This window comes from Aquabacter sp. L1I39 (assembly GCF_017742835.1).
Taxonomy (GTDB): Bacteria; Pseudomonadota; Alphaproteobacteria; order Rhizobiales; family Xanthobacteraceae; genus L1I39.
In genome coordinates this window covers 4,328,544-4,351,355 of the sequence record NZ_CP072392.1, presented here as the reverse complement: position 1 = coordinate 4,351,355, position 22,812 = coordinate 4,328,544, and the positions used below count along the sequence as shown (strand labels likewise).

General features: G+C 67.5%; 19 protein-coding genes. 8 read left to right on the top strand and 11 right to left on the bottom strand.

The genetic code is table 11. The features are described from left to right. Nucleotides 1-82: 82 nt before the first annotated feature. The gene (serA, locus tag J5J86_RS19770) at nt 83-1,669 is read left to right on the top strand and encodes a phosphoglycerate dehydrogenase (RefSeq protein WP_209101116.1); all 1,587 of its coding nucleotides are present in this window, start codon (nt 83-85) and stop codon (nt 1,667-1,669) included. Between the two features lie 56 nt (nt 1,670-1,725). Here serA and J5J86_RS19765 read toward each other — a convergent pair whose 3' ends face one another. Genes J5J86_RS19765 through J5J86_RS19750 form a run of 4 tightly spaced genes read right to left on the bottom strand, consistent with a single transcriptional unit; the run spans nt 1,726 to nt 6,055 of the window. Then, nucleotides 1,726-2,880 carry a CaiB/BaiF CoA transferase family protein gene (locus J5J86_RS19765; protein WP_209101115.1) on the bottom strand — a complete coding sequence of 385 codons (1,155 nt, stop codon included), beginning with the start codon at nt 2,878-2,880 and terminating at the stop codon, nt 1,726-1,728. A 57-nt stretch (nt 2,881-2,937) separates the two neighbouring features. After that, a complete protein-coding gene (locus J5J86_RS19760) occupies nt 2,938-4,065 on the bottom strand; it encodes an acyl-CoA dehydrogenase family protein (protein WP_209101114.1) in 1,128 nt (375 codons plus the stop codon). 10 nt (nt 4,066-4,075) lie between these two features. Continuing rightward, nucleotides 4,076-5,263: an acetyl-CoA C-acyltransferase gene (locus J5J86_RS19755; protein ID WP_209101113.1), complete on the bottom strand. Its 1,188-nt coding sequence runs from the start codon at nt 5,261-5,263 to the stop codon at nt 4,076-4,078. Between the two features lie 24 nt (nt 5,264-5,287). Next, complete coding sequence (locus J5J86_RS19750; protein WP_209101112.1) at nt 5,288-6,055, bottom strand: 3-hydroxyacyl-CoA dehydrogenase; 768 nt, start codon at nt 6,053-6,055, stop codon at nt 5,288-5,290. Between the two features lie 242 nt (nt 6,056-6,297). On the opposite strand from J5J86_RS19750, the gene J5J86_RS19745 reads away from it, so the two are divergent. Beyond that, nucleotides 6,298-7,311, top strand: coding sequence for an AraC family transcriptional regulator (locus J5J86_RS19745; protein ID WP_209101111.1), 1,014 nt, complete (start codon nt 6,298-6,300; stop codon nt 7,309-7,311). 7 nt (nt 7,312-7,318) lie between these two features. On the opposite strand, the gene J5J86_RS19740 is transcribed toward J5J86_RS19745, so the two are convergent. The 3 genes from J5J86_RS19740 to J5J86_RS19730 form a co-directional block, all read right to left on the bottom strand. Further along, complete coding sequence (locus J5J86_RS19740) at nt 7,319-8,350, bottom strand: HAD family hydrolase (RefSeq protein WP_209101110.1); 1,032 nt, start codon at nt 8,348-8,350, stop codon at nt 7,319-7,321. 88 nt (nt 8,351-8,438) lie between these two features. Further along, the gene (locus tag J5J86_RS19735) at nt 8,439-9,170 is read right to left on the bottom strand and encodes an SDR family oxidoreductase (protein WP_209101109.1); all 732 of its coding nucleotides are present in this window, start codon (nt 9,168-9,170) and stop codon (nt 8,439-8,441) included. Nucleotides 9,171-9,276: 106 nt separating this feature from the next. Continuing rightward, nucleotides 9,277-10,170 (bottom strand): LysR family transcriptional regulator, encoded by an 894-nt coding sequence (locus J5J86_RS19730; protein ID WP_209105463.1) that lies wholly within the window; start codon nt 10,168-10,170, stop codon nt 9,277-9,279. A gap of 309 nt (nt 10,171-10,479) precedes the next feature. Here J5J86_RS19730 and J5J86_RS19725 point away from each other — a divergent pair, with 309 nt between their 5' ends. Both J5J86_RS19725 and J5J86_RS19720 read left to right on the top strand, forming a co-directional pair. Beyond that, on the top strand, nt 10,480-11,853 hold the full coding sequence (locus J5J86_RS19725; protein ID WP_209101108.1) for an NAD-dependent succinate-semialdehyde dehydrogenase: 1,374 nt from the start codon (nt 10,480-10,482) through the stop codon (nt 11,851-11,853). Nucleotides 11,854-11,876: 23 nt separating this feature from the next. Further along, nucleotides 11,877-12,302 carry a cupin domain-containing protein gene (locus tag J5J86_RS19720; RefSeq protein ID WP_209101107.1) on the top strand — a complete coding sequence of 142 codons (426 nt, stop codon included), beginning with the start codon at nt 11,877-11,879 and terminating at the stop codon, nt 12,300-12,302. Between the two features lie 65 nt (nt 12,303-12,367). Here the strand turns inward: J5J86_RS19720 and J5J86_RS19715 are convergent, their stop codons facing one another. From J5J86_RS19715 to J5J86_RS19700, 4 genes are all read right to left on the bottom strand, one after another. Next, entirely contained in the window at nt 12,368-13,204 is an 837-nt protein-coding gene (locus J5J86_RS19715) for an ABC transporter permease (protein WP_209101105.1), read from the bottom strand. Continuing rightward, nucleotides 13,201-14,097, bottom strand: coding sequence for an ABC transporter permease (locus J5J86_RS19710; protein ID WP_247657719.1), 897 nt, complete (start codon nt 14,095-14,097; stop codon nt 13,201-13,203). Before J5J86_RS19710 ends, J5J86_RS19715 begins: the two co-directional genes overlap by 4 nt. After that, a complete protein-coding gene (locus J5J86_RS19705; protein WP_209101103.1) occupies nt 14,094-15,170 on the bottom strand; it encodes an ABC transporter ATP-binding protein in 1,077 nt (358 codons plus the stop codon). The genes J5J86_RS19710 and J5J86_RS19705 overlap by 4 nt, the downstream gene beginning before the upstream one ends. A gap of 121 nt (nt 15,171-15,291) precedes the next feature. Then, the gene (locus tag J5J86_RS19700) at nt 15,292-15,948 is read right to left on the bottom strand and encodes a cupin domain-containing protein (RefSeq protein ID WP_209101101.1); all 657 of its coding nucleotides are present in this window, start codon (nt 15,946-15,948) and stop codon (nt 15,292-15,294) included. Between the two features lie 285 nt (nt 15,949-16,233). Between J5J86_RS19700 and J5J86_RS19695 the strand changes: the two genes are divergently transcribed. The 4 genes from J5J86_RS19695 to J5J86_RS19680 all read left to right on the top strand — a co-directional run bounded on the left by J5J86_RS19695 (nt 16,234) and on the right by J5J86_RS19680 (nt 22,799). Next, nucleotides 16,234-17,286 (top strand): extracellular solute-binding protein, encoded by a 1,053-nt coding sequence (locus J5J86_RS19695; RefSeq protein ID WP_209101100.1) that lies wholly within the window; start codon nt 16,234-16,236, stop codon nt 17,284-17,286. A 120-nt stretch (nt 17,287-17,406) separates the two neighbouring features. Then, nucleotides 17,407-19,455 (top strand): hydantoinase/oxoprolinase family protein, encoded by a 2,049-nt coding sequence (locus J5J86_RS19690; protein ID WP_209101098.1) that lies wholly within the window; start codon nt 17,407-17,409, stop codon nt 19,453-19,455. Then, on the top strand, nt 19,452-21,485 hold the full coding sequence (locus J5J86_RS19685; RefSeq protein WP_209101096.1) for a hydantoinase B/oxoprolinase family protein: 2,034 nt from the start codon (nt 19,452-19,454) through the stop codon (nt 21,483-21,485). The genes J5J86_RS19690 and J5J86_RS19685 overlap by 4 nt, the downstream gene beginning before the upstream one ends. 114 nt (nt 21,486-21,599) lie before the next feature. Beyond that, on the top strand, nt 21,600-22,799 hold the full coding sequence (locus tag J5J86_RS19680) for an NADH:flavin oxidoreductase/NADH oxidase (protein ID WP_209101094.1): 1,200 nt from the start codon (nt 21,600-21,602) through the stop codon (nt 22,797-22,799). The last annotated feature ends 13 nt before the right edge of the window (nt 22,800-22,812 follow it).

The following is a 22,812-nucleotide window of genomic DNA, read 5'->3' as shown; positions in this document are numbered from 1 at the left end:
TGATCGGATCGCGCTCTAGACAGCCCGGCCTGCGCGCACGAGCGCTGCGGCCGCTCGCGCAATCCCATTCCGGAGCCCCACCATGGCCCCCCGCGTTCTCATTTCCGACAAGCTGTCCGACGCCGCCGTCCAGATCTTCAAGGATCGCGGCATCGAGGTGGATTTCCAGCCCGACCTCGGCAAGGACAAGGACAAGCTGGCCGAAGTCATCGGCAATTATGACGGCCTCGCCATCCGCTCGGCCACCAAGGTCACCCCGAAGATCCTGGAAAGGGCCACCCGCCTCAAGGTGATCGGCCGCGCCGGCATCGGCGTCGACAATGTGGACATCCCGGCCGCCACCGCCAAGGGCGTGATCGTGATGAACACGCCGTTCGGCAATTCCATCACCACCGCCGAGCACGCCATCGCCATGATGTTCGCGCTCGCCCGCCAGATCCCCGCCGCCGACGCCTCCACCCAGGCCGGCAAGTGGGAGAAGAACCGCTTCATGGGCGTCGAGCTGACGGGCAAGACGCTCGGCATCATCGGCTGCGGCAATATCGGTTCCATCGTCGCCGAGCGCGGCGTCGGCCTGAAGATGAAGGTGATCGCGTTCGATCCCTTCCTGTCCCCCGAGCGCGCCCTCGACCTCGGCGTCGAGAAGGTGGAGCTGGATGACCTGCTCGCCCGCGCCGATGTCATCACCCTGCACACGCCTCTGACCGAGAAGACCAAGAACATCCTCTCGGCCGAAAATCTCGCCCGCACCAAGAAGGGCGTGCGCATCATCAATTGCGCCCGTGGCGGCCTGGTGGACGAGGCGGCCCTGCGCGCCGCGCTGGATAGCGGCCATGTGGCGGGCGCGGCCTTCGACGTGTTCGTGGAAGAGCCGGCGGTCAACAATCCCCTGTTCGGCCATCCCAATGTGGTGTGCACGCCGCATCTGGGCGCCGCCACCACCGAGGCGCAGGAGAATGTGGCCCTCCAGGTGGCTGAGCAGATGAGCGACTATCTGCTCTCCGGCGCCATCTCCAATGCGGTGAACTTCCCCTCCATCACCGCCGAGGAAGCCCCCAAGCTGAAGCCCTTCGTGGAACTGGCGGAAAAGCTCGGCTCGTTCGCCGGCCAGCTCACCGAGACCGACATCAAGACCATCCGCATCACCTATGAGGGCGCGGTGGCGGATCTCAAGGTGAAGGCGCTGACCAGCGCGGCGGTGGCGGGCCTGCTGCGTCCGGCGCTCGCCGACGTGAACGTGGTTTCCGCGCCCTCCGTCGCCAAGGAGCGCGGCATCGTGGTGGAGGAGACCACCCGCGCCGCCGAGGGCGACTATGACAGCCTGATCACCCTGACCGTGGTGACCGACACCTATGAGCGCTCCGTGTCCGGCACGGTGTTCGCGGACGGCCATCCGCGCATCGTCAACATCAAGGGCATCAAGGTGGATGCGGGCTTCGCCCCGGCCATGATCTATGTGACCAATGCGGACAAGCCCGGCTTCATCGGCCGCTTCGCCAGCCTGCTCGGCGATGCCGGCGTGAACATCGCCACCTTCGCCCTCGGCCGCGACCATGAGGGGGGCGATGCCATCGCCCTCGTGGCGGTGGACGGCGTGGTGCCGGCGGAGCTGATCGCCAAGGTGCAGGCGCTGCCGCAGGTGAACCAGGTCAAGCAGGTCACCTTCTGACCGACTTACACGGACAATGAGAGACCGCCGGGTTCGCGCCCGGCGGCCTTTTTGTCTCAGGGCCGCAGCTTCGGCGGCCAGTCGAGGCCGGAGCGGCCGGCATCGGCGGGCGGCAGAGCGGCGGCGATGGCGTCCGCATCCAGCCCGGCCTCGGCGAGGACTTCCGCCGTGCGGTCGGTGAAGTCGGTGTCCCGCGCAACCGAAGGGGTGCGGGAGAGGCGCGGCACGGCGGGTACCTTGTCCGCCGCACTGTCGGGATGGCGGGCCTTCACCTGCGGGTCGGACCAGATCTCGCCCGGCGCCAGCACGGGGGTCACGCACGCATCCACGCCCGCAAACAGGGCCGCCCAATGGTCGCGCGGCTGGGATGCGAAGGTGCGGGTCAGACTCTCCTCAATGCCCGGCCAGTTGGCGCGGGACATGTGATCGGGCACCTCGCCCAGATCGAGGGTGCGCCAAAGCTGCTCGAAGAAGCCGCGCTCCAGCGCGCCCACCGCCACATGGCGCCCGTCGGCGCAGGCATAGGTGCGGTAGAAGGGCTTGGAGCCCGCCAGCAGCCCCTCGCCGCGCGCCGGCATGTGGGGCGAGCCCCAGAGCGGCAGATGCATGGCCATGAGGGAGAGCGAGCCGTCGATCATGGCCGCGTCGATGAACTGCCCCTGGCCGGAGGCGCGCGCCTCATAGAGCGCTGAAACAATGCCCAACGCCGCCACGAGGCTGCCACCCGCGAAATCCGCCACCAGGTTGAGCGGCACCAAAGGCGGGCGATCCACAGGGCCCATGGCGCCGAGCACGCCGGTGAGGGAGACATAATTGATGTCGTGCCCCGCCTCCTGCGCCCGCGGCCCGTCCTGGCCATAGCCGGTCAAGGCGCAATAGACGAGTCGGGGATTGAGGGCGGACAGTTCCTCATAACCCGCCCCGAGCCGCGCCGCGACGCCGGGGCGGAAGCCTTCCACGAACACATCGGCCGTCGTCACCAGCGCCTGGAGCGCGGTGCGGCCGGCCGCGGTCTTCAGGTCCAGCGAGATGTGCCGCTTGCCGCGGGAGAAGACGGGAATCGCCACCCCCGCGCGTCCGCCACCCACCACGATCACCTCGGCGCCCAGATCCGCCAGCAGCATGGTGCAATAGGGGCCGGGCGCGAGGCGCGACATGTCCACCACCCGCACGCCGCTCAAAGGGCCGCGCGGCGCCTGTGCCTCCATCATGATGGTCTCCCCCCCCGATCCGGCCCCTTGCGTGCCGGTTATTTTGATCTCCCGCGCTCACAAGGAGCGGGCGATGACGATGCGTTGCACGTCGCTGGTTCCCTCATAGATCTGGCACACCCGCACGTCCCGATAGATGCGCTCCACCGGGAAATCGGCCAGATAACCGTAGCCGCCATGGATCTGGATCGCCGCCGAGCAGACCGCCTCGGCGGTCTCGGAGGCCAGCAGCTTGGCCATGGAGGCTTCCGTCAGGCAGGGACGGCCGGCCTCCCGCAGTTCGGCGGCGTGCAGCACCATCTGGCGGGCGGCGGCGATCTTGGTCGCCATGTCCGCGAGGCGGAAGGCGATGGCCTGATGCTCGATGATGGGCTTGCCGAAGGTGACGCGCTGCCGGGCATAGTCGCGCGCCGCCTCGAAGGCGGCCTGGGCCATGCCCACGGATTGCGCGGCGATGCCGATGCGCCCGCCCTCCAGATTGGAGAGCGCGATCTTCAGCCCCTCCCCTTCCGCACCAAGACGCAGGTCCGCCGGGATGCGCATGTCGGTGAAGGCGAGCTGGCAGGTGTCGGAGGCGTGCTGACCGAGCTTCTCCTCCACCCGCACCACCTCATAGCCGGGGGTGTCGGTGGGCACGATGAAGGCGGAGATGCCCTTCTTGCCCGCGTCCGGATCGGTCACCGCGAACACGATCACCACCTGCCCGTTCTTGCCGGAGGTGATGAACTGCTTGGCGCCGTTCAACACATAATGGTCGCCATCGCGGCGGGCGCGGGTGCGCAGATTGGCCGCGTCAGAGCCGGCCTGCGGCTCGGTGAGGGCAAAGCCGCCGATCCATTCGCCGCTGGCCAGCTTGGGCAGGAAGCGCTCCTTCTGCGCGTCCGTCCCGAACTTCAGGATGGGCATGCAGCCCACCGAGCTGTGCACGCTCATGATGGTGGAGCAGGCGCCGTCGCCCACCGCTATCTCTTCCAGCGCCAGCGTATAAGCGAGCACGCCGGCATCCGAGCCGCCATAGGCTTCCGGCACGAGCATGCCGAGGAAGCCCAGTTCCCCCATCTCCTTCAATTCGGCGGCGGGGAAGGCATGGGCCTTGTCCCGCGCGGCGGCGGTGGGGGCGAGGCGCTCGCGGGCAAAGGCGCGGGCGGCGTCGCGGATCTGTTCCTGGGTCTCGTTGAGGATCATGGGGCGGTCCTCAGGACAGGCGCTCGATGGCGACGGCGGTGGCCTCGCCGCCGCCGATGCACAAGGAGGCCATGCCGCGCTTGAGGCCATGGGTCTGCAAAGCGGCGAGCAGCGTCACCATCACCCGCGCGCCGGAAGCGCCGATGGGATGGCCGAGCGCGCAGGCGCCGCCATGCACGTTCACCTTGTCATGGGGCAAATCGAGGTCATGCATGGCGGCCAGCGCCACCACGGCAAAGGCCTCGTTCACCTCGAACAGGTCCACGTCCTTCAGGTCCCAGCCGGTGCGCTCGGAGAGCTTGCGCAGGGCGCCGATGGGGGCGGTGGGGAAGAGGTTGGGCGCCTGGGCGTGGGTGGAATGGCCCACTATGGCCGCAAGCGGCGTGAGCCCGCGCTTTTCGGCTTCCGAGCGGCGCATCAGCACCAAGGCCGCCGCGCCATCGGAGATGGAGGAGGAATTGGCGGCGGTCACCGTGCCACCTTCGCGGAAGGCGGGTTTCAAGGTGGGGATCTTGTCCAGCTTGGCCTTCAGCGGCTGCTCGTCCTGCTCCACCACCTTCTCGGTGCGGCCGGACTTCACCGTCACCGGCACCACCTCGCCGGCAAAGGCACCGCCGGTAATGGCCTTCTGCGCCCGCTCCAACGAGGCGATGGCATAGTCGTCCTGCACCTTGCGGGTGAATTGGTAGCTCTGGGCGCAATCCTCGGCGAAGGTGCCCATGAGACGGCCCTTGTCATAGGCGTCCTCCAGGCCGTCCAGGAACATGTGGTCGAGCACACGGCCGTGGCCCATGCGCAGGCCCGCCCGCGCCCGGTCCAGCAGATAGGGGGCGTTGGTCATGCTCTCCATGCCGCCCGCCACCGCCACATCGGCGGAGCCGGCGAGGATGAGGTCATGGGCCAGCATGGCCGCCTTCATGCCCGAGCCGCACATCTTGTTGACGGTGGTGGCCCCCGCCGAGAGCGGCAGGCCGGCGCCGAGCGCCGCCTGGCGGGCCGGTGCCTGGCCCTGGCCGGCGGGCAGCACGCAGCCGAACACCACTTCCTCCACCGCCTCGCGGGAAAGGCCCGCGCGGTCGAGGGCGGCGCCGATGGCGGCAGCGCCCAGTTCGGGGGCGGTGGCATCCTTCAGGTCGCCCTGGAAGCCGCCCATGGGGGTCCGGGCGGACCCGACGATGACGATGGGATCAGCACTCATGTCCGCAATCCTCCCTCTTGGCTGTCAGCGCGGCGGCATCCGCAGGGCGCCATCCAGCCGGATGACTTCGCCGTTCAGCATGGTGTTTTCGCAGATGTGCCGCACCAAGGCGGCAAATTCCGGCGGCCGGCCGAGGCGCGGCGGGAAAGGCACGGACTTGCCCAGGGCATCCTGCACCTCCTGTGGCATGCCGGCCATCATGGGGGTCTCGAAGATGCCCGGCGCGATGGTCACCACCCGCACGCCGAACCGCGCCAATTCCCGCGCCACCGGCAAGGTGAGCGCGGCGACGCCGCCCTTGGACGCCGCATAGGCCGCCTGTCCCACCTGCCCATCATAGGCGGCGATGGAAGCGGTGTTCACGATCACGCCGCGCTCGCCATTCTCGTCCGGCTGTTCCTTGACGATGGCGTCGGCGGCGAGGCGCAGCATGTTGAAGGTGCCGATGAGATTGATGCTCACAGCGCGGGCGAAGCTCTCCAGCCGGTGCGGCCCCTCGCGGCCCACCACCTTCTCGCCGGGGGCAACGCCGGCGCAGTTCACCAGGCCATGCAAGTGGCCGAAGGCGTCGAGCGCGGTCTTCACCGCCGCCACGCCGTCGGCCTCGGAGGTGACATCGGCGCGGGCGAAGCGGGCGGCGTCGCCCAGCGATGCCACGGTAGCGGCGCCGGCCTCCGCGTTCACATCCACCACCACCACCTTGCCGCCCGCCTCCACCAGCGCGCGGGCAACCGACGCGCCAAGGCCCGAGCCGGCGCCGGTGACGAGGAATACGCGGTCTTGGATCTGCATGCTCTGTCGTCCCGTGCCTGCGCGCGCCCGCCGGCGCGGCGCGCGAAAAATCTCATGCGTGCGGGGATCAGGGGCGTGCCGCCCGTCCTGCCGCTCCGGCGCACTTCCTCGTCCGCCCTCTTGGGGGGCGGTGGTGTTCGGCTGGATTAAGCGACGAAACCGTGTGGCAATCCAGGCCCAAACGGATCTCGCGTCGTGATCGTTTTTGCCACATGATCGCGTCCTCGCAGTCCGGGAGAGACATGGACACCCCCGCTTCCAGCCCCGACCGGCGGATGATTTCGGCGAGCTTCGTCGCCGATGCGCTGGATTGCCTTGCCCGGCGCGGCATTGCGCAAGGGCCGGTGCTCGCCGCCGCCGGCCTGCCCGCTTTGGTGCGCGAGCCGGTTTCGGCCGAGCAATATGGGGCGCTCTGGCTGGCGGTGGCGCGGGCCATGGATGACGAGTTTTTCGGCCTTGGCGCCCGCCCCATGCGGCCGGGCAGCTTTACGCTGCTGTGCCACGCCATCCTCCATGCAGGGACGCTGGAACAAGCGCTGCGACGCGCCCTGCGCTTCCTCACCGTGGTGCTGGACGATCCGCGCGGCACGCTGGAGGTGCGCGAGGGCCACGCCCGCATCGTGCTGGCGGATGCGGGCGCGCCGCGCTCGGCCTTTGCCTATCGCACCTATTGGATCATCCTGCACGGCATCGCCTGCTGGCTGGTGGGCCGGCGCATCCCTTTGCGGCGGGTGGATTTCCGCTGCGCCGCCCCCGCCCATGGGGCCGACTACCGCATCTTCTTTGGAGCCCCGGTGCGGTTTGGCCAGGAGGCCAGCCGGTTGGAGTTCGATGCCGCCTATCTGAAGCTCCCCGTGCTGCGCACCGAGCGGGCGCTGCGCGACTTCCTGCGCAAGGCGCCCGCCAACATCCTGGTGCGCTACCGCCATGATGCGGGGGTGGTGGCGAGCGTGCGGGCCATCCTGCGGGAGACGCCGCCGCCCGACTGGCCGGTCTTCGAGGATCTGGCCGCCCGCCTGCGCATTCCCGCCCCCACCTTGCGGCGGCGCCTCAAGGGCGAGGGGCAGAGCTACCAGGCCATCAAGGACGAGATCCGCCGGGCGCTCGCCACCAGGCTGCTGCTGGAGACGCCGGGCAGCGTGGGTGAGATCGCGGCCGAACTGGGTTTTGCCGAGCCGAGCGCCTTCCACCGCGCCTTCCGCAAATGGACGGCCCGCAGCCCCGCCGCCTTCCGCGAAGAAGGCGGTCCGGGTTGAGCGCCCCCTATTGCTTCTCGAACGGGAAGATCACCTTCCAGTCATTCTTCATGTCCACCACGTTCCAGCCGCGCTTTGGCGCCTCGTCGAGCGCCTTGTCGAGCTTGCCGACGGGGCTGGTCCGGTCATAGGCCCATTCGCGTATCCCGTCGGTGTGGTGCACCAGGAGGCCAAAGCGCGGACCGGGGCTCAACGTCGTATATTGCAGCATCTCCAGGTCGCCATCCGAATTGCCGGCAGCGAAGATGGGGCGGCGACCGATATTAAGGGCAATGGCCACAGGCTTGCCCGGCCCCACGGTGAAGAGGTCCACCTTGTCGAGGCGCACGATCTCCGGCTTGTCGCCCGCCAAGTGGTAAGCGAGGCGCCCGGAAGAGCCGAAGATCTGCTCCGGCGGAATGCCATAGGCCTTCGGCATCCAGGGCCGCATGAAGTCGATGCCACCGCCGGAGACGATGAAGGTCTTGAAGCCGTTGGCCCGCAGATAAGCGAGCAGTTCCATCATGGGCTGGTAGACGAGGTCGGTATAGGGCCGGTTGAAGCGGGGATGGCGGGTGGTCTTCACCCATTCATCCACGCGCGCCTCGATCTCGGCCATGGTACGCCCCGCGTGGGCCTTGTTCAGCAGCAGCAGATATTGCTTCTCGGAAATCTCCCCGAGCCGCTTGATGTCGTCGTCCAGCACCGCCTTGAAGGGCTGGATCTTCTTCCATTCGGGATGTTCCTTCGCCACCGCCTTCACTTCCGCCATGGCGAACACGATGGGCGGATACATGGGCTGCTCGGCGATCAGCGTGCCGTCGCTGTCGAAGGTGGCGATGCGCTCCGGAACGGGCACGAAGTCCAGCCCGCCCTCGCGGGTGACGCGGCTGACGAAGTCGATGATGGCGGCCTTGCGCGGCCCCTCGTTCCAGGAGGGCAGCGGATCCGTCTGCGCCAGCGCCGGCAGGACGGTGAAGGCGAGCAGCATCCCGGCGAGAAGGGCGGCAAGGCAGGCCGGGAGGCGCCGGCGGCTGATGCCGCGGGAGGGTGTCGTCATGAGTGTCCCCGCATGGACCGGCCCGAAACCGGGCGGCGGGCGCATGGTGCCACGCGCCCGCATGGAGGCAAGGGGGTGCCAACGCGCCTCAACGCCCGCCGGCAATGTCCATCAGGCTGCCGGTGACATAGCTCGCCTCATCCCCCAGCAGCCAGACGATGGCGTCTGCCACCTCTTCCGCACGGCCGGGCCGGCGCAGCGGAACGCCGGCGCCCAGCACCTGCGCCCGGTCCGGCCGGCCACCGGAAGCGTGGATATCCGTTTCGATGAGGCCGGGCCGCACCGCATTCACCCGCACGCCCTGCGGCCCCAATTCCTTGGCAAGGCCGATGGTCAGCGTATCGAGGGCGCCCTTGGAGGCGGCATAGTCCACATATTCGTCGGGCGAGCCGAGCCGTGCGGCGACCGAGGACACGATCACCACGGACCCGCCCGCCGTGAGGCGCCGCGCCGCTTCACGGGCGCACAGGAAAGCCCCCATCACGTTCAGATCGAACATGCGCTTCAGCCGGTCGAAGCTCATATCGGCGAGGCGGGAGGATGGCGCGACGATGCCGGAATTGATGACGACGCCCGAAAGCGGGCCGAGCGCCGCCTCGCTGGCGTCGAACAAGGCCAGGACATCGCTTTCAAGCGCCACGTCCGCCTGGAGCACCACGGCCTGCACACCGAGCGCCCGTGCCTCACTTGCGGTCGCCTCGGCCGCCTGTGCATCCCGCACATAGTTGATGGCGACAGACCAGCCCCGCCGTGCCGCCGCCAGCGCCGTCGCCCGGCCGATGCCCCGGCTTCCGCCGGTGATGAGAACAGCCTTGCTCATGGGTGCCTCCCTTTCATCTCTTGCCTTAAGGTTAGCCCAAGCCGGCCCGCGCCAGCCCCGCGCGCCGAGCAAGGGGGGCCTGCGCGATGCACTGCGGAAAAGGGCCTCACACCTCGGTCAGATAGGCGGCATCGCGCCGGAACACCTCGGTCAAATGGCGCAGCACCGCGCGCACACGGCCCATGAATTCCAGGTCCTCGTGCACCGAGACGAACACGTCCCGCTTCACCACCACCTCGTCCGCCAGCACCGGGATGAGGCGCGGATTGGACTTGGCGGAAAACAGCGGCAGCAGCCCGATGCCGGCGCCCGCCGCGATGGCATTCTGCTGGGCGTGCATGCTGGTGGAGCGGAAGGAGACGTTGGGCGGGTCGAGCACATCCAGCAGCCAGTGCACCGGCTGGATGGCAACCAGATCCTCCACATAGTCCACGAACACATGGTTCGCGAGCTCGGCGCGGGAGGCGGGCAGGCCGCGCCGACGGATATAATCGGGGGCGGCATAAAGGGCGAGGCGGAACTCCCCCATCTTGCGCACCACCAGACGCTGACCGGAGAGCGGCACGAAGGAAATGGAGATGTCCGCCTCGCGCTTGGTCAGGTTGATGAGGTGGCGCTCGGTGACCAGTTCCACCACGATGCCCGGCTCCTTCACCGCCAGCTCGGCGAACCGCTCGGCCAGAAAGAACGCGCCGATGCCCTCCATGGAGGCGACCCGCACCCGCCCTTCCGGCGCGCTCGGGGCGGCGCGGATGCCCTCCTCCACCTGCCCCGCCTCCTGCTCCATGCGCTCGGCGATGACGAACAGGCGGTGACCCTGTTCGGTCAGCACGAAGCCATCGGGCTTGCGGTCGAACAGCTTGACGGAGAGGTCCTTCTCCAATTCGGAAATGCGCCGGCTGACCGTGGTGTGATCCACCTTCAGGCGGCGCGCCGCCGTCATCAGCCGCGCCTGCCGGGCCAGTTCCAGGAAATAGACGAGGTCGTTCCAGTTGAACACGAGGAGGCCCTGCCGGCGCGAGGCTCCATCAAACTTGGAGCGGAGGGTCAATCGGGGAAGCACGGGCAGCTTCCAAGGCGAGGACATCAGTTTAGCCCGCCCGCGCCCCCCTGGCGCAAGGGGAAGCGAGTGGGAACCTCGAATGCCGCGTGGACTTCATTAGGCACGATGATCCGCGCCATCAGCAACAATCATTTTCCCGTATGGGGAGCCTCTTCTAGACTTGTGGCCCGATCCGCGCGCCGGGCGCGTGGCGACAAGACCCATAAGGGGCGGCCGGACGCCCCACCTCAGGGAGCCTTTCCAATCATGATCCTGTCCATCAATCCCGCCACGGGCGAGGAACTGGCGCGGTTCGCGCCGCACACCGCCGCCGAAATCGATGCGGCGCTGTCGGGTGCCGCGGCGGCGCAGAAGGCGTGGGCGCGGGTGCCGATCGCGGAGCGGGTGGAATTGCTGCGGGCCATGGCACGCGCGCTGCGAGCGGGCAAGGAGCGCTATGCGCGCCTCGTAACACTGGAAATGGGCAAGCCCCTCGTCGAGGCCGAGGCCGAGATCGAGAAGTGCGCCTGGAACTGCGACTTCTATGCCGAGGCCGCGCCCCGCTTCCTCGCCGACGAGCCGACCGCCTCCAATGCCAGCGAGAGCTTGGTGGTGTTCGATCCCTTGGGCGTGGTGCTGGCCATCATGCCCTGGAACTATCCCTTCTGGCAGTTCTTCCGCTTCGCCGCCCCAGCCTTCGCGGCCGGCAACGGCGCCATTCTGAAGCACGCCAACAACGTGCCCCAGTGCGCGCTGGCGGTGGAAGAGGTGATGCGGGAGGCGGGCTGCCCGGAGGGCCTGTTCCGCACGCTGCTCATCAACGCCTCCGAAGTGGCCGGCCTCATCGCCGATGACCGCATCGCCGCCGTCACCCTCACCGGGTCCACGGAAGTGGGCGCGCTGGTGGCCGCCCAGGCGGGCAAGGCGCTGAAGAAGCAGGTGCTGGAGCTGGGCGGCTCCGACCCCTTCATCGTGCTCGCCGACGCCGACATCGAGGCCGCCGCCGCTATGGCGGTGAAGGCGCGCTTCATCAATGTGGGCCAGAGCTGCATCAATGCGAAGCGCTTCATCGTGGAAGAGGCGGTGGCGGATCGTTTCGCCGACGCCTTCTGCGCCGGCGTGGCGCAGCTGAAGGTGGGCGATCCGCTGGCGCGCGATACCAATATTGGTCCTATGGCCCGCATTAATCTGCGCGACACGCTGCACGACCAGGTGGAGCGCTCGGTGAAGGCGGGGGCGGTGCTGCGGGCGGGCGGAACGCCGGTTCCCGGTGCCGGCGCCTTCTATCCGCCCACCGTGCTCGACCATGTGGCCCCGCCCATGGCGGCGGCCTGCGAGGAGACGTTTGGCCCGGTGGCCGCGGTCCTGAGGGTCAAGGACGCGGACGCCGCCATCGCCCTTGCCAATGACACCGAGTTCGGCCTCGGCGCGGCGCTGTGGACCGAGGATGTGGCGCGCGGCAAGGTGCTGGCCCGGCAGATCGAGGCGGGCGCGGTCTTTATCAATGGCATGACCGCCTCCGACCCCCGCCTGCCCTTCGGCGGCATCAAGAAGTCGGGCTATGGGCGCGAACTGGGCGTCTATGGCATCCGCGAGTTCGTGAACATCAAGACCGTGTGGATCGGGCCGGTGCAAGGCTGAGCACCAGCCAGGAGGAGACGACCATGACCGACACCCCGCGCAGCCCCGCCATCCTGCGCCCCTCGCAAATCCCCGCCCGCGCCCGGGGCGGCGGGGCCAAGACCATTCCGCTGGTGACCCGCGCCGTGGGGGCGCGGGACTTCATCAACGGCATCACCATCTTCGAGCCCAACGCAGCCATCCCGCTCCACTCGCACAATTGCGACGAGAGCGTGCTGCTGCTGGAGGGGAGTGCCATCGCCGAGATTGACGGCGTGCAGCACGAGGTGCAGCCGGGCGACGTGACGTTCATCCCCGCCAACATCCCCCACCGCTTCATCAACCGCTCGGACACGCAGGGCATGAAGATCCTGTGGACCTACGCCTCGGTGGACGCCACCCGCACCCTCATCGAGACCGGCGACACCCGCTCCATCGACGAGGAGCACAAGGCCAAGATCGTCGCCTGACGTTCAACGGCTGAGGTATCGATAAGGCCCGGGTCCTCGCCCGGGCCTTTGTGTTTGGGGGTCTTTCAGGCGGCTGTGAGCTTGTCGACGCCGTAGACGGCGTTCAGCACCAGCAATGTGCCCACCGCGATCAGCATCTGCACGGTGCTGATGGCCGCGATGGAGGGGTCGAACTGCGACTGCATGTAGCTCAGCATCACCACGGGCAGCGTATTGGTGCTGGCGGTGCCGAAGAAGAAGGACAAGGGCAGGTTGTCCAAAGAGATCAGCACCGCAAACAGGCTGCCGGCAAAGATGCCGGGGCGGATCAGCGGCAAGGTCGTGTAGCGGAACGTCTGCCAGCGCGTGGCGCCGAGCACCGCCGCCGCTTCCTCGAAATCCGGCGGCAGTGCACGGTACACGGCCAGCACCGTGCGGCAGATATAGGGGATGGACACCACCGTATGGCTGATGAGCAAGGCGGTGAAGGAGATGCCGAACCCCATGGCCGATAGGAGATAAAGCAGCGAGAAGCCCAGCACGATGGCGGGGATGGAGATGGGCGCCAGCAGCAGATTGCCCACCATGCCCGCAGCACGGCTGCGCGAGCGCGCGACCCACAAGGTGGCGGGCACGCCCAGAAGGATGGCACAGGCGGCCGAGGACAAGGCCAGCTTGATGGAGACGATCAGCGCGTCCACGAAGGGCTGGTATTCCAGGATCCGCCAATACCATTGCAGGGAATAGCCTGGCATGGGGAAGGCGATGTAGCTGGCCGAGGAGAAGGAGACCACCACCACCGCCGCGATGGGCAGCAGCAGGAAGATCATGAACAGCAGCACGAAGATGCCGAGCGCCCAGGCGAGGAGATCCACCCTGCGGCGGGGCCGGCGGACGGCGCCGGTGGCGGGAACGGAGCTCATGACTTGACCCCCTTGCGGCGGACGAAGCGCATCTGGAGGAACAGGCAGATCATGGCCGTGACCAGGAGCACATTGCCCATGGTGGCCGCAAAGCCCACATCCTGCGTCAGGTTGAACTGCTGGTAGATGAGCAGGGAGAGTGTCTGCACCTTGCCGTCTCCCAGGAGCAGCATGGTCAGGAAGCTGCCATTGGTGATGACGAAGACGAGGATGCAGCCGGTGGCGATACCGTCCAGCGTCAGGGGCAAAGTCACGTTGCAGAAGGCCCGCCAGCGGCTCGCCCCAAGCACGCGGGCGGATTCCTCCAACCTGAGGTCCACCCCCTGGAGCACCGCCGTGATGGACAGCACCATGAACGGCACCATCACATGGACGAGGCCCATATAGACCGAGATGGGCTCGGACAGGATGGCAAGCGGGCGCGAGATGATGCCGAGATCGGTCAGCCACACATTCATCAGGCCGCGCCGGGCAAACAGGACCCGCCAGCCGAAGGTGCGCATGATGATGGAGGTGAGCAGCGGGGCGATCATGCAGAACACGATCAGCGTGTTCCAGCGACCGGCATAGCGCACCATGAAATAGGCCACCGGATAGCCCATGATGAGGGTGACCACCGTGACGATGATCGCGACCTTGAACGTCTCCAGGAAGATCCGGGAATAATAGGGGTCGAAGAACAGCTTTTCGTAATAGACCCAGGTATCGGTGGCCGCCGCGCCCAATGTCACCGAGCGCACCGCATTGGAGGCGAGCGGCACCACAAGGAACAAGATGAGATAGGCGACCACCGGCAGCGCCCAATAGGGCGTCGCCAGGCGAAACTTGCCCCGCCGCATGGGCGGCGGATTGGAAGGCGCCATCAAGGTGGCGGGGGCGGCCTGGTCGGTCATGCCCGCTCCTCGATCAGGACGGCGCTGTCCGCATCCCAGGAGAGGCCCACATCCGTGCCCTTGGGAAGGGCGTGGCGGGTCTGGCTATAGGCCACCAGCGGCACGTCATGGGTGGCGCAATCCAGCTCATAGGCCACATAGGGACCGCGGAAGACCCAGTCGCGCACCCGCGCCTGCACGAGGCCCGCTTCCGGCGCACCCAGCGACAGGCGCTCGGGCCGCACCACGAACGACACCTTGCGTCCAGCGGCAAGCGGCGCGGCGGCGCTGATCAGCCCCTCGCCCGCGCCGGACCCCAGCGCGACGCGGATGGCGCGGGGATCGTCGGCGGCCAGCACCGTGCCCTCGAAGATGTTGGCGGTGCCGAGAAACTCCGACACGAAGCGGTTCTTCGGCCGCTCATAGACCTCGGTCGGCCCGCCAATCTGCACGATCTCGCCCGCCGACATGACGGCGATACGGTCAGACATGGTGAGCGCTTCCTCCTGGTCGTGGGTGACCAGGATGGAGGTGATGCCGAGCCGCCGCTGGATCTCGCGCAATTCGAACTGCATGCGCTCGCGCAGATTCTTGTCCAGCGCGCCCAGGGGCTCGTCCAGCAGCAGCACCTTGGGGTCGGTGACCAGCGAGCGGGCGAGCGCCACGCGCTGCTGCTGGCCGCCGGACAATTGATGCACCTGGCGGTCCGCATAGGTGCCGAGGCCCACCAGTTCCAGCATGGCGTGGGCCTTGGTGTCGCGATCGAGACGGGAGACGCCGCGCATCTTGAGCCCGAACGCCACGTTCTCGCCCACGCTCATGTGCGGGAACAGGGAATAGTTCTGAAAGACCATGCCGAGGTCGCGCTTGTTGGGCGGCAGGTCGGTGACATCGCGCTCGCCGATATGGATCGACCCGGTATCGGGGATCTCGAAGCCTGCAATGGCACGCAGCGTGGTGGTCTTGCCGCAGCCGGAGGGGCCGAGCAGGGCCAGCATCTCGCCCGCCTTCACCTCCAGGTCGAGGGGCTTGAGCGCCTGCACCGCCTCGTAGCGCTTGCTGATGCCGCGGATGGAAAGGGGCACGCTGCTCATGTCAGGCCTCCGGTCGGGCGCGAAGGGAGGGAAGGGAACGGACCTTGGAGGGCGCGCGTGCCGGGGCGCCGATTGTGCGGCGGGACGGGGAGCGCGGCGGCCTCAGGTCCATGGGGCGTCCTTAAAGGTGTCGGTCGACGGAGATGGAGCCGATGATCCACAGCACTTTGGCAAGTTCCGTGCCGGGATTGGAGAAGGAATGGGGGATGGAGCTGTCGAAGACGAAGCTGTCGCCCTCCATCAGGTGCGCCTCTTCTTCGCCCACCCGCAGGATGAACTCGCCGGACAGAACGAAGCCGGCCTTTTCCGCCGGATAGCGCATAGGCTTGTCGCCGGAGGAACTGCCGACCGGAATGTGCAGGATCATCATTTGCAGATTGTGCGGCGTGCCGGCGGAGAGCAGCTCCTTGCTGAGATAGCCGAGCTCCAGGCGCGGGCGCTGGTCCACGCGGCGCACGAAGGCGGGATCCTTCGCCGGCGGCGGGGCAGTCTCGGAGAAGAAGGCGCTGGCGGGCAGACCGAGCGCGTTGCGGATGGAGGTGAGGACGCGCAGCGAAGGGTTGGCGAGGTCCCGCTCCACCTGGCTCAGCATGCCGACCGACACGCCGGACATCTGCGCCAATTCCTGGAGCGACACGCCCTTTTCCTTGCGGATGCGCCGGATCATGGCGCCCACTTGCTCGCGGGCGGACCCCTCGGCGGCCGGCTCGGACGGCGCTTCCGCCGTGAGGGCGCTCTCGTCCTCAGACCCCAGCTTCACGGTCTTTCCTTCACTCAAGCCTCATCCCCTACATTCAGTATTTTAAAAAATTGAGGGACGCAACACACGGACGGCCAGCTTACGATGCAGCGGCCCGCACGCTCAACATGGCCAAAGGAAGAACGGTTGAAAATTCTGCATTTGCTCAATTTCAGAGCGGTTGCGGCACATTTTTTCCGCATCGCAAAACAAAAGGATCGAGCTCCAACGGCTTCAAACGGGTTGCGCCTATTTTTAGGATAGTGAATAGTGATTGAAATTTTCCCGGTTCCAGACGGGCTCATTGAAACAAAGGGGACGATGATGAGCGGACGTACGGGTCAATGGCTCCACGCGGCGATCGGCGCCGCTTCCATCGCCGGCCTCTGGTCCGGCCTCGCCAGCCCGGCCAGCGCCGCCGACCTGGTGGTCGGCGTGTTCGGCGGCATCTGGGAGAAGGCCTACCGGGAATGCGTCGTCGCCCCCTTCGAGGCCAAGACCGGCAAGAAGGTGGACCTCGTCCTCGGCTCGCCGCCCCAGTGGCTGAACCAGATCGCCGCCAACCCCTCCAAGCCCCCCCTCGACGTCATGATGGTGACCGGCGATGTTGCCTTCGACGCCATCAATCGCGGTCTGGTGGACCAGTTCACCCTGGAGAAGGTGCCCAACCTGGCCAAGCTCGCCAAGCGCTTCACGGACGTGGGCGACGGCTATGGCGTCGCCCACAATTACGGCTCCATGGGGCTCATTTATAATAAAGCGACGGTGAAGACCCCGCCCAAGGATTGGAAGGAATTCGTCGAGGGCACCGCCTCCGGCAAGTGGCGCGCCTCGGCGCCCTCCATCAATTATACGGGCGGCGGCTCGCCCTTCATCGTCTACCAGCTCTCCACCCTCTATGGCGGCGGCCTCGACAACATCCAGCCGGGCCTTGCCCAGGCCAAGCGCATGCTGGACAGCGGCAATCTCACCCTGTGGACCGATCCCAACCAGGTGCTCAACGACCTGAAGAGCGGCGAGATCGACATGGCCGCCTATTGGGACGGCCGCGCCTGGGCCTTCATCGACGACAACAATTCCGGCTACGGCTACACCACCCCCGCCCCCGGCGGCATGGCCGGCATCACTTGGGTGCAGAAGCCCAAGAATTCGTCGGATCTGGCCTGGGAGCTGATCAATTTCGATCTGGATGCCAAGCAGCAAGGCTGCTTCGGCTCCAAGGTGCGCTACGGCACGCCCAATGTGGACGCGGTCTACGACCCCAAGGTCGCCCACGAGATCACCAAGATCGACGAGATCATCATCCCACCCTTCAAGGATCTGCCGCCCCGCCAGGCCAATTGGCTGGAGCAGTGGAACAAGACCATCGGCCGCTGAGGCCCCAAGCGGCGCGGCCCCAAGGCCGCGCCGTTGCCATGCGCGCTGGCGCGCATCCCACTCCTGATTCTACGTGATTTTTGATCCGGCCCGCGTGGCCGGCCGCTCGGAGATTGTCCCATGGGGTACCGGGTTGGGGTCGATATCGGTGGGTCCTTCACCGACTTCGCCCTGTTCGATGAAGAGACCAAGACCCTCCAGTCGCTGAAAGTCTTCTCCCGCCCGGACCAGCCGGGCGCCGAGGTGCTGGAGGGCGTGCGCTCCCTGAAGGAACGCTACGGTATCGCGCCGCAGGACATCGTCTATTTCACCCACGGCACCACGGTGGGCGTGAACACAGTGGTGCAGCGCAAGGGCCTGAAGCTCGCTTTGTTCACCACCGAGCATTTCCGCGATGTCCTGGAACTGGCCCGGCTGAAGATCCCGGACATGTATTCGCTGCTCTCCAAGCGGCCCGAGCCCCTGATCAGCCGCGACATGGTGTTCGGCATTCCCGGCCGCATGCTCCCCGACGGCTCGGTGGAAACCAAGCTGGACACGCAAGCCGTCGAAGCGGCGGCGCTGGCCGCCAAGGCAGCGGGCGCGGAAGGCATCGTCATTTCCTTCCTGCATTCCTATCGCGACGGCGCGCTGGAGCTTGAGGCAAAGGCCATCATCGAGAAGGTGGTGCCGGACGTCCCGGCCTTCTGCTCCTGCGAGACCTGGCCCATCATCCGCGAATATGAGCGCACCATCACCGCCGTCATCGGCGGCTATGTGCAGCCCCGCGTCTCCCATTATCTCGGCTCGCTGCAACAGGCGTTGAAGGACGTGGGCGTGCCCGCCGACCCGCGCCTGACCAAGTCCAATGGCGGCATCATGACCGCCGAGCAGGGCAAGCAGCAATGCGTGCAGATGATCCTGTCGGGCACCGCCTCCGGCGTCATCGGCGCCAGCCATGTGGCGAAGCTCTGCGGCCTTGAGCGCTGCATGAGCCTCGACATTGGCGGCACCACCGCCGACGTGGCCCTCATCATGGACGGCCAGCCGCAATATGGCGTCGGCGAGCGCATTGGCGACTTCCAGATCTTCATTCCCTCGGTCTCGGTGAGCTCCATCGGCGAGGGCGGCGGCTCCATCGCCTGGGTGGACAAGCTGGGCGTGCTGAAGGTCGGCCCGGAAAGCGCCGGCTCCCGTCCCGGTCCCGCCTGCTATGGGCGCGGCGGCACGCGGGCGACCATCACGGACGCCTTCGTCTCCACCGGCCTCGTGGGCCATTCGGACCTCGGCTACAACGCCGTGCAGGTGGACAAGGACAAGGCCCGCGCGGTGGTGGGCGAGCTGGCCGACAAGCTCGGCCGCACGGTGGAGGAGACCGCCGAGGCGATCATCCAGATCGCCGTCTCGGGCATGTATTCGGAAGTCTCGGGCCTCCTCTCCCGCTTCGGCGTCGATCCGCGCGACTTCTCCATGCTGGCCTTTGGTGGCGCCGGTCCCATGATGGCCTGCTTCCTCGCCCGCGAGTTGAAGATGCGCGAGGTGGTGGTGCCCCTCACCCCCGGCGTGCTCAGCGCGCTCGGCGGCCTCATCGCCGACCTGAAGAACGACTTCATCAAGACGCTCTATCTGGACCTGTCGCCGGAGGCCCCCGGCGTGCTCCAGGAGACCTACAAGGATCTTTCCAAGAGCGCGCTGTCCTGGCTGAAGGACGAGCAGGGCTATGACGGCCCCTATCGCTTCGTGCTCTCCGCCGAGATGCGCTATCGCGGCCAGTCTTTCGAGCTGGACGCCCCCCTCACCCAGGAGATGGTGGATGCGGGCGACCTCGACGCCATCCGCGAGGCTTTCCACCTCGCCCATGAGCGCATGTATGGCCATGCGGACCGCAAGGCCGCCGTGCAGCTCATCACCGCGCGCCTGGTGGTCATCGGCGAGACCGAAAAGCCGGACCTGCCCCGCCACGAGCTCGTGCCGGGCATCGCCAAGGCCTCCGGCACGGCAGAGGTGTTCCTGGACGGGGCCAAGCGCACCGTGGACCTTTATCGCCGCGCGGACCTGAAGCCGGGCGAGACCTTCGCCGGCCCCTGCGTCGTCATGCAGGACGACTGCACAACGGTGGTGCCGGGCGGCTTCGTCGTCACCGTCGACGCCTATGCCAATCTGCGCATTGCCCAGGGAGACCTCGCATGATCATCGACAAGGCGGTCCTCCAGGTCCTGGCCAATCACTGCGCGGCGGCGGCCGAGAGCATGGGCTACACGCTCATGCGCACCGCCTATTCCACCTTCGTGAAGGAGACGGAAGACTTCTCCTGCCAGCTCATGACGCGCACCGGCGCCACGGTGGCCTCGCCCAAGAGCATGGGCGCCACCTGGTACACGGGCCTCGATTATGGCCCGGTCATCCGCATGTTCGATGACTACCAGGAAGGCGACGTCTACTGCACCAACGACCCCTATAGCGGTTATGTGGCCACCCACCCGCCGGACATGCACATCTGGATGCCGGTGTTCCACAAGGGCGAATTGGTCTGCTTCGTGGGCAACCACATCCACAACACGGACATTGGCGGGGCGGTGCCGGCCTCGCTGTCGCGCACGCTCACCGAGGTGCATCAGGAAGGCATCCGCATTCCGCCCATGCGCCTTATGCGCGACGGGGTGATGAACGAGGAATTGCTGCGCATCCTCGCCCTCAATGTACGCGTGCCCGAGCAGAATTGGGGCGACCTCAACGCCCAGCTCGCCTGCGTGAAAGTGGGTGAGCGCAAGGTGCACGACATCATCGAGCGCTTCGGCGTGGAGGCCTTCAAGGCCGGCCTCGACCAGTTGCTCGACTATGCCGAGGAGCAGGCGCGCACCATCATCCGCTCCATCCCCGACGGCGACTACACCTTCTCGGACTATGCGGACGAGGATTCCGCCGGCGGCTATCCGGTGCGCATCTGCGTCACCGCCCGCATCCGGGGCGACAAGGTGGTGCTGGACTTCACCGGCACCGACCCGCAGCTCTCCTCCTCCCTCAACATGCCCACCGGCGGCAATCCGCACCACTCGCTGGTGACGGTGGGCCTCGTCTATGTGCTCTACACGCTCGACCCGACCATCATCCTCAATTCGGGCACGGTGCGCATGCTGGAGACCATTCTGCCGGAAGGCTCGGTGGTCAATTGCGTGCATCCGGCGGCGGTGGGCATGCGCTCGCTCCTGTGCAACGTCACCCAGACGGCGGTGATCGGCGTGTTCACGCAGGCTTTGCCGGACCGCCTGCCGGCCTCCCCGGGCAACGGCCTCAGCCTCGTGAACGTGAAAACCTCCACCCGCGACGGGCGCACCGTCATGGCCTCCATCGGCCCGATCGGCGGCGGCGGCGGCGGCGGGCCGTTCGCGGATGGCGCGGAAGGCAGTGGCGCCAACATGTCCTTCCTCAAGAACACGCCCGTGGAGATCAATGAGAGCGAGATCCCGGTGCGCGTGCGCAAATATGGCCTCGTGCCGGATTCCGGTGGCGCGGGCCTCTATCGCGGCGGCTCCGGGCTGATGATGGAGTTCCAGCTCTTCACGCCCCAGTCCATGGTCACCGCCCGCAACCGCGACCGCTCCATCATCGGCGCCTGGGGCATCTTGGGCGGCAAGGCGGGCGCGGTGTCCTCCTTCACCCGCAACCCGGAAGGCCCCGCGCCCGAGGAACTGGGCAATGCGGACATCGTGCACATGCAGCCGGGCGACATCCTGCTCTTGAAGGGCCCCGGCTCTGGCGGCTATGGCCCGCCTCATGAGCGGCCGGTGGAGAAGGTGCTGCATGACGTGCAGTGCGGCTTCATCTCCGCCGCGCGTGCCCGCTCCGACTATGGCGTGGCGCTCACCGCCGATGGGGTCGTGGACGAGGTCACCACCGCCCGCCTGCGCGCCGCGCTCGCCGCCGAGCCGGTGGTTGGCCATTACGCCCATGGCGCCGGCCGCGTGGCTTTCGAGGCGGTGTGGACGGACGCCCGCTACGACCTCCTCACCCGCATCCTCGCCAAGGTGCAGGTGACCTGGCGCTTCTTTGTGAAGCATCAGCTCTTCAAGGCCATGGAAGGCCAGGTGGCCGGTCCCGACGGTGGGGTGAAGGAGTTGGAGGCGGCCTATACGGCGCTTGCCACCCGCTTCGCCGATCTGCCGGCCCTCGACACCATCGACCCGCCCGCCCGCGCCGGCGGCAAGGCCTCCGCGCACTAAAGGCGCGTCCACCCAGATCCGCGCCGCGCATGACAGCGGGGCGCGGCCTCACGCGGATCATCATCGGCCGGAGGCCCCAAGCCGTCCGACCTCCTGAACGGGGAGCGCCTCACCATGTCCGCCGCCACTGCCGCAGCCGCCCCCGAGGGCGCGCAGACGCTGCTCTTCTCGCCCTTCACCTTGCGCGGGATCACCTTCCCGAACCGCATCGTCATCGCGCCCATGCAGATGTACAAGGCGCGCCCGGATGGGCTGGCCACGGACTGGCATTTCCAGCATCTGGCCAAGTACGCCATCGGCGGCGCCGGCACGGTGATGACGGAAGGGCTGATCGTCGACCCCATCGGCCGCAACACCTATGGGGATCTCGGCCTCTGGGATGACGCCCAGATCGCGCCGCTCGCCCGCATCGTGGACCTCCTGCATGGCGAGGGCGTGATCGCCGCCGCCCAGCTTCATCATGCCGGCCCCAAATCCGCCCGCCAGCGCCCCTGGGAGGGCCTCGGCCCCTTGGGCGAAGCGGAAGCGGCCAAGGGCGAGCCGCCCTGGCAGCCGGTCTCCTCCACCACGGTGGCGAGCGTCTCCAACTGGCACCAGCCCCGCGCCTTGACCGTGTCCGAGATCGAGACGCTGGTGGCCGCCTATGGCGCCGCCGCCCGCCGCGCCGATGCCGCCGGCTTCGACTGCTTCGACATCCACGCCGCCCACGGCTATCTCATCCATTCCTTCCTCTCGCCGGTGGCCAATAAGCGCGAGGATGCCTATGGCGGCGACCTCGCCGGCCGCATGCGGATCGCGCTGGAAATCGCCGAAGCGGTGCGGGCCAATCTGCCCGCGCACAAGCCGCTCTTCTTCCGCCTCTCCTGCGTGGACTGGCGCGCCGACCTCGACAGCCGCACGGACGGCTGGACCATCGAGGACAGCTGCATCCTGGCGCGGGAACTGGCCGCGCGGGGCGTCGATCTCATCGACTGCTCGTCGGGCGGCATCCGGGCGGAAAACTCCATGATGGACTATGCCCGCGAGCGCAAGAAGCTGAAGAAGGGCCACCAGGTGCCTTATGCCGAGCGCATCCGCGCCGAGACCGGCGTGCCCACCATGGCGGTGGGCGTGATCCTGGACGGGCCGCAGGCGGAGGCCATCCTCCAGCGCGGCCAGGCGGACCTCATCGCCATCGGCCGAGAGGCGCTGGTGGATCCCCATTGGGGCCTCCATGCGGCGCAGGCGCTGAACGCCGACCCGCTCTGGCGCCACTGGCCACCCTCTTATGGCTGGTGGTTGCAATTGCGCGAGAAGATCGGCGTCGAGGACTGACGCTTTCCCATTT

Excerpts from the sequence above, each read along its gene's own strand:
- serA (WP_209101116.1), top strand. The coding sequence starts at position 83 with ATGGCCCCCCGCGTTCTCATTTCCGACAAGCTGTCCGACGCCGCCGTC.
- J5J86_RS19765 (WP_209101115.1), bottom strand. The coding sequence starts at position 2,880 with ATGATGGAGGCACAGGCGCCGCGCGGCCCTTTGAGCGGCGTGCGGGTG.
- J5J86_RS19760 (WP_209101114.1), bottom strand. The coding sequence starts at position 4,065 with ATGATCCTCAACGAGACCCAGGAACAGATCCGCGACGCCGCCCGCGCC.
- J5J86_RS19755 (WP_209101113.1), bottom strand. The coding sequence starts at position 5,263 with ATGAGTGCTGATCCCATCGTCATCGTCGGGTCCGCCCGGACCCCCATG.
- J5J86_RS19750 (WP_209101112.1), bottom strand. The coding sequence starts at position 6,055 with ATGCAGATCCAAGACCGCGTATTCCTCGTCACCGGCGCCGGCTCGGGC.
- J5J86_RS19745 (WP_209101111.1), top strand. The coding sequence starts at position 6,298 with ATGGACACCCCCGCTTCCAGCCCCGACCGGCGGATGATTTCGGCGAGC.
- J5J86_RS19740 (WP_209101110.1), bottom strand. The coding sequence starts at position 8,350 with ATGACGACACCCTCCCGCGGCATCAGCCGCCGGCGCCTCCCGGCCTGC.
- J5J86_RS19735 (WP_209101109.1), bottom strand. The coding sequence starts at position 9,170 with ATGAGCAAGGCTGTTCTCATCACCGGCGGAAGCCGGGGCATCGGCCGG.
- J5J86_RS19725 (WP_209101108.1), top strand. The coding sequence starts at position 10,480 with ATGATCCTGTCCATCAATCCCGCCACGGGCGAGGAACTGGCGCGGTTC.
- J5J86_RS19720 (WP_209101107.1), top strand. The coding sequence starts at position 11,877 with ATGACCGACACCCCGCGCAGCCCCGCCATCCTGCGCCCCTCGCAAATC.
- J5J86_RS19715 (WP_209101105.1), bottom strand. The coding sequence starts at position 13,204 with ATGAGCTCCGTTCCCGCCACCGGCGCCGTCCGCCGGCCCCGCCGCAGG.
- J5J86_RS19710 (WP_247657719.1), bottom strand. The coding sequence starts at position 14,097 with ATGACCGACCAGGCCGCCCCCGCCACCTTGATGGCGCCTTCCAATCCG.
- J5J86_RS19705 (WP_209101103.1), bottom strand. The coding sequence starts at position 15,170 with ATGAGCAGCGTGCCCCTTTCCATCCGCGGCATCAGCAAGCGCTACGAG.
- J5J86_RS19695 (WP_209101100.1), top strand. The coding sequence starts at position 16,234 with ATGAGCGGACGTACGGGTCAATGGCTCCACGCGGCGATCGGCGCCGCT.
- J5J86_RS19690 (WP_209101098.1), top strand. The coding sequence starts at position 17,407 with ATGGGGTACCGGGTTGGGGTCGATATCGGTGGGTCCTTCACCGACTTC.
- J5J86_RS19685 (WP_209101096.1), top strand. The coding sequence starts at position 19,452 with ATGATCATCGACAAGGCGGTCCTCCAGGTCCTGGCCAATCACTGCGCG.
- J5J86_RS19680 (WP_209101094.1), top strand. The coding sequence starts at position 21,600 with ATGTCCGCCGCCACTGCCGCAGCCGCCCCCGAGGGCGCGCAGACGCTG.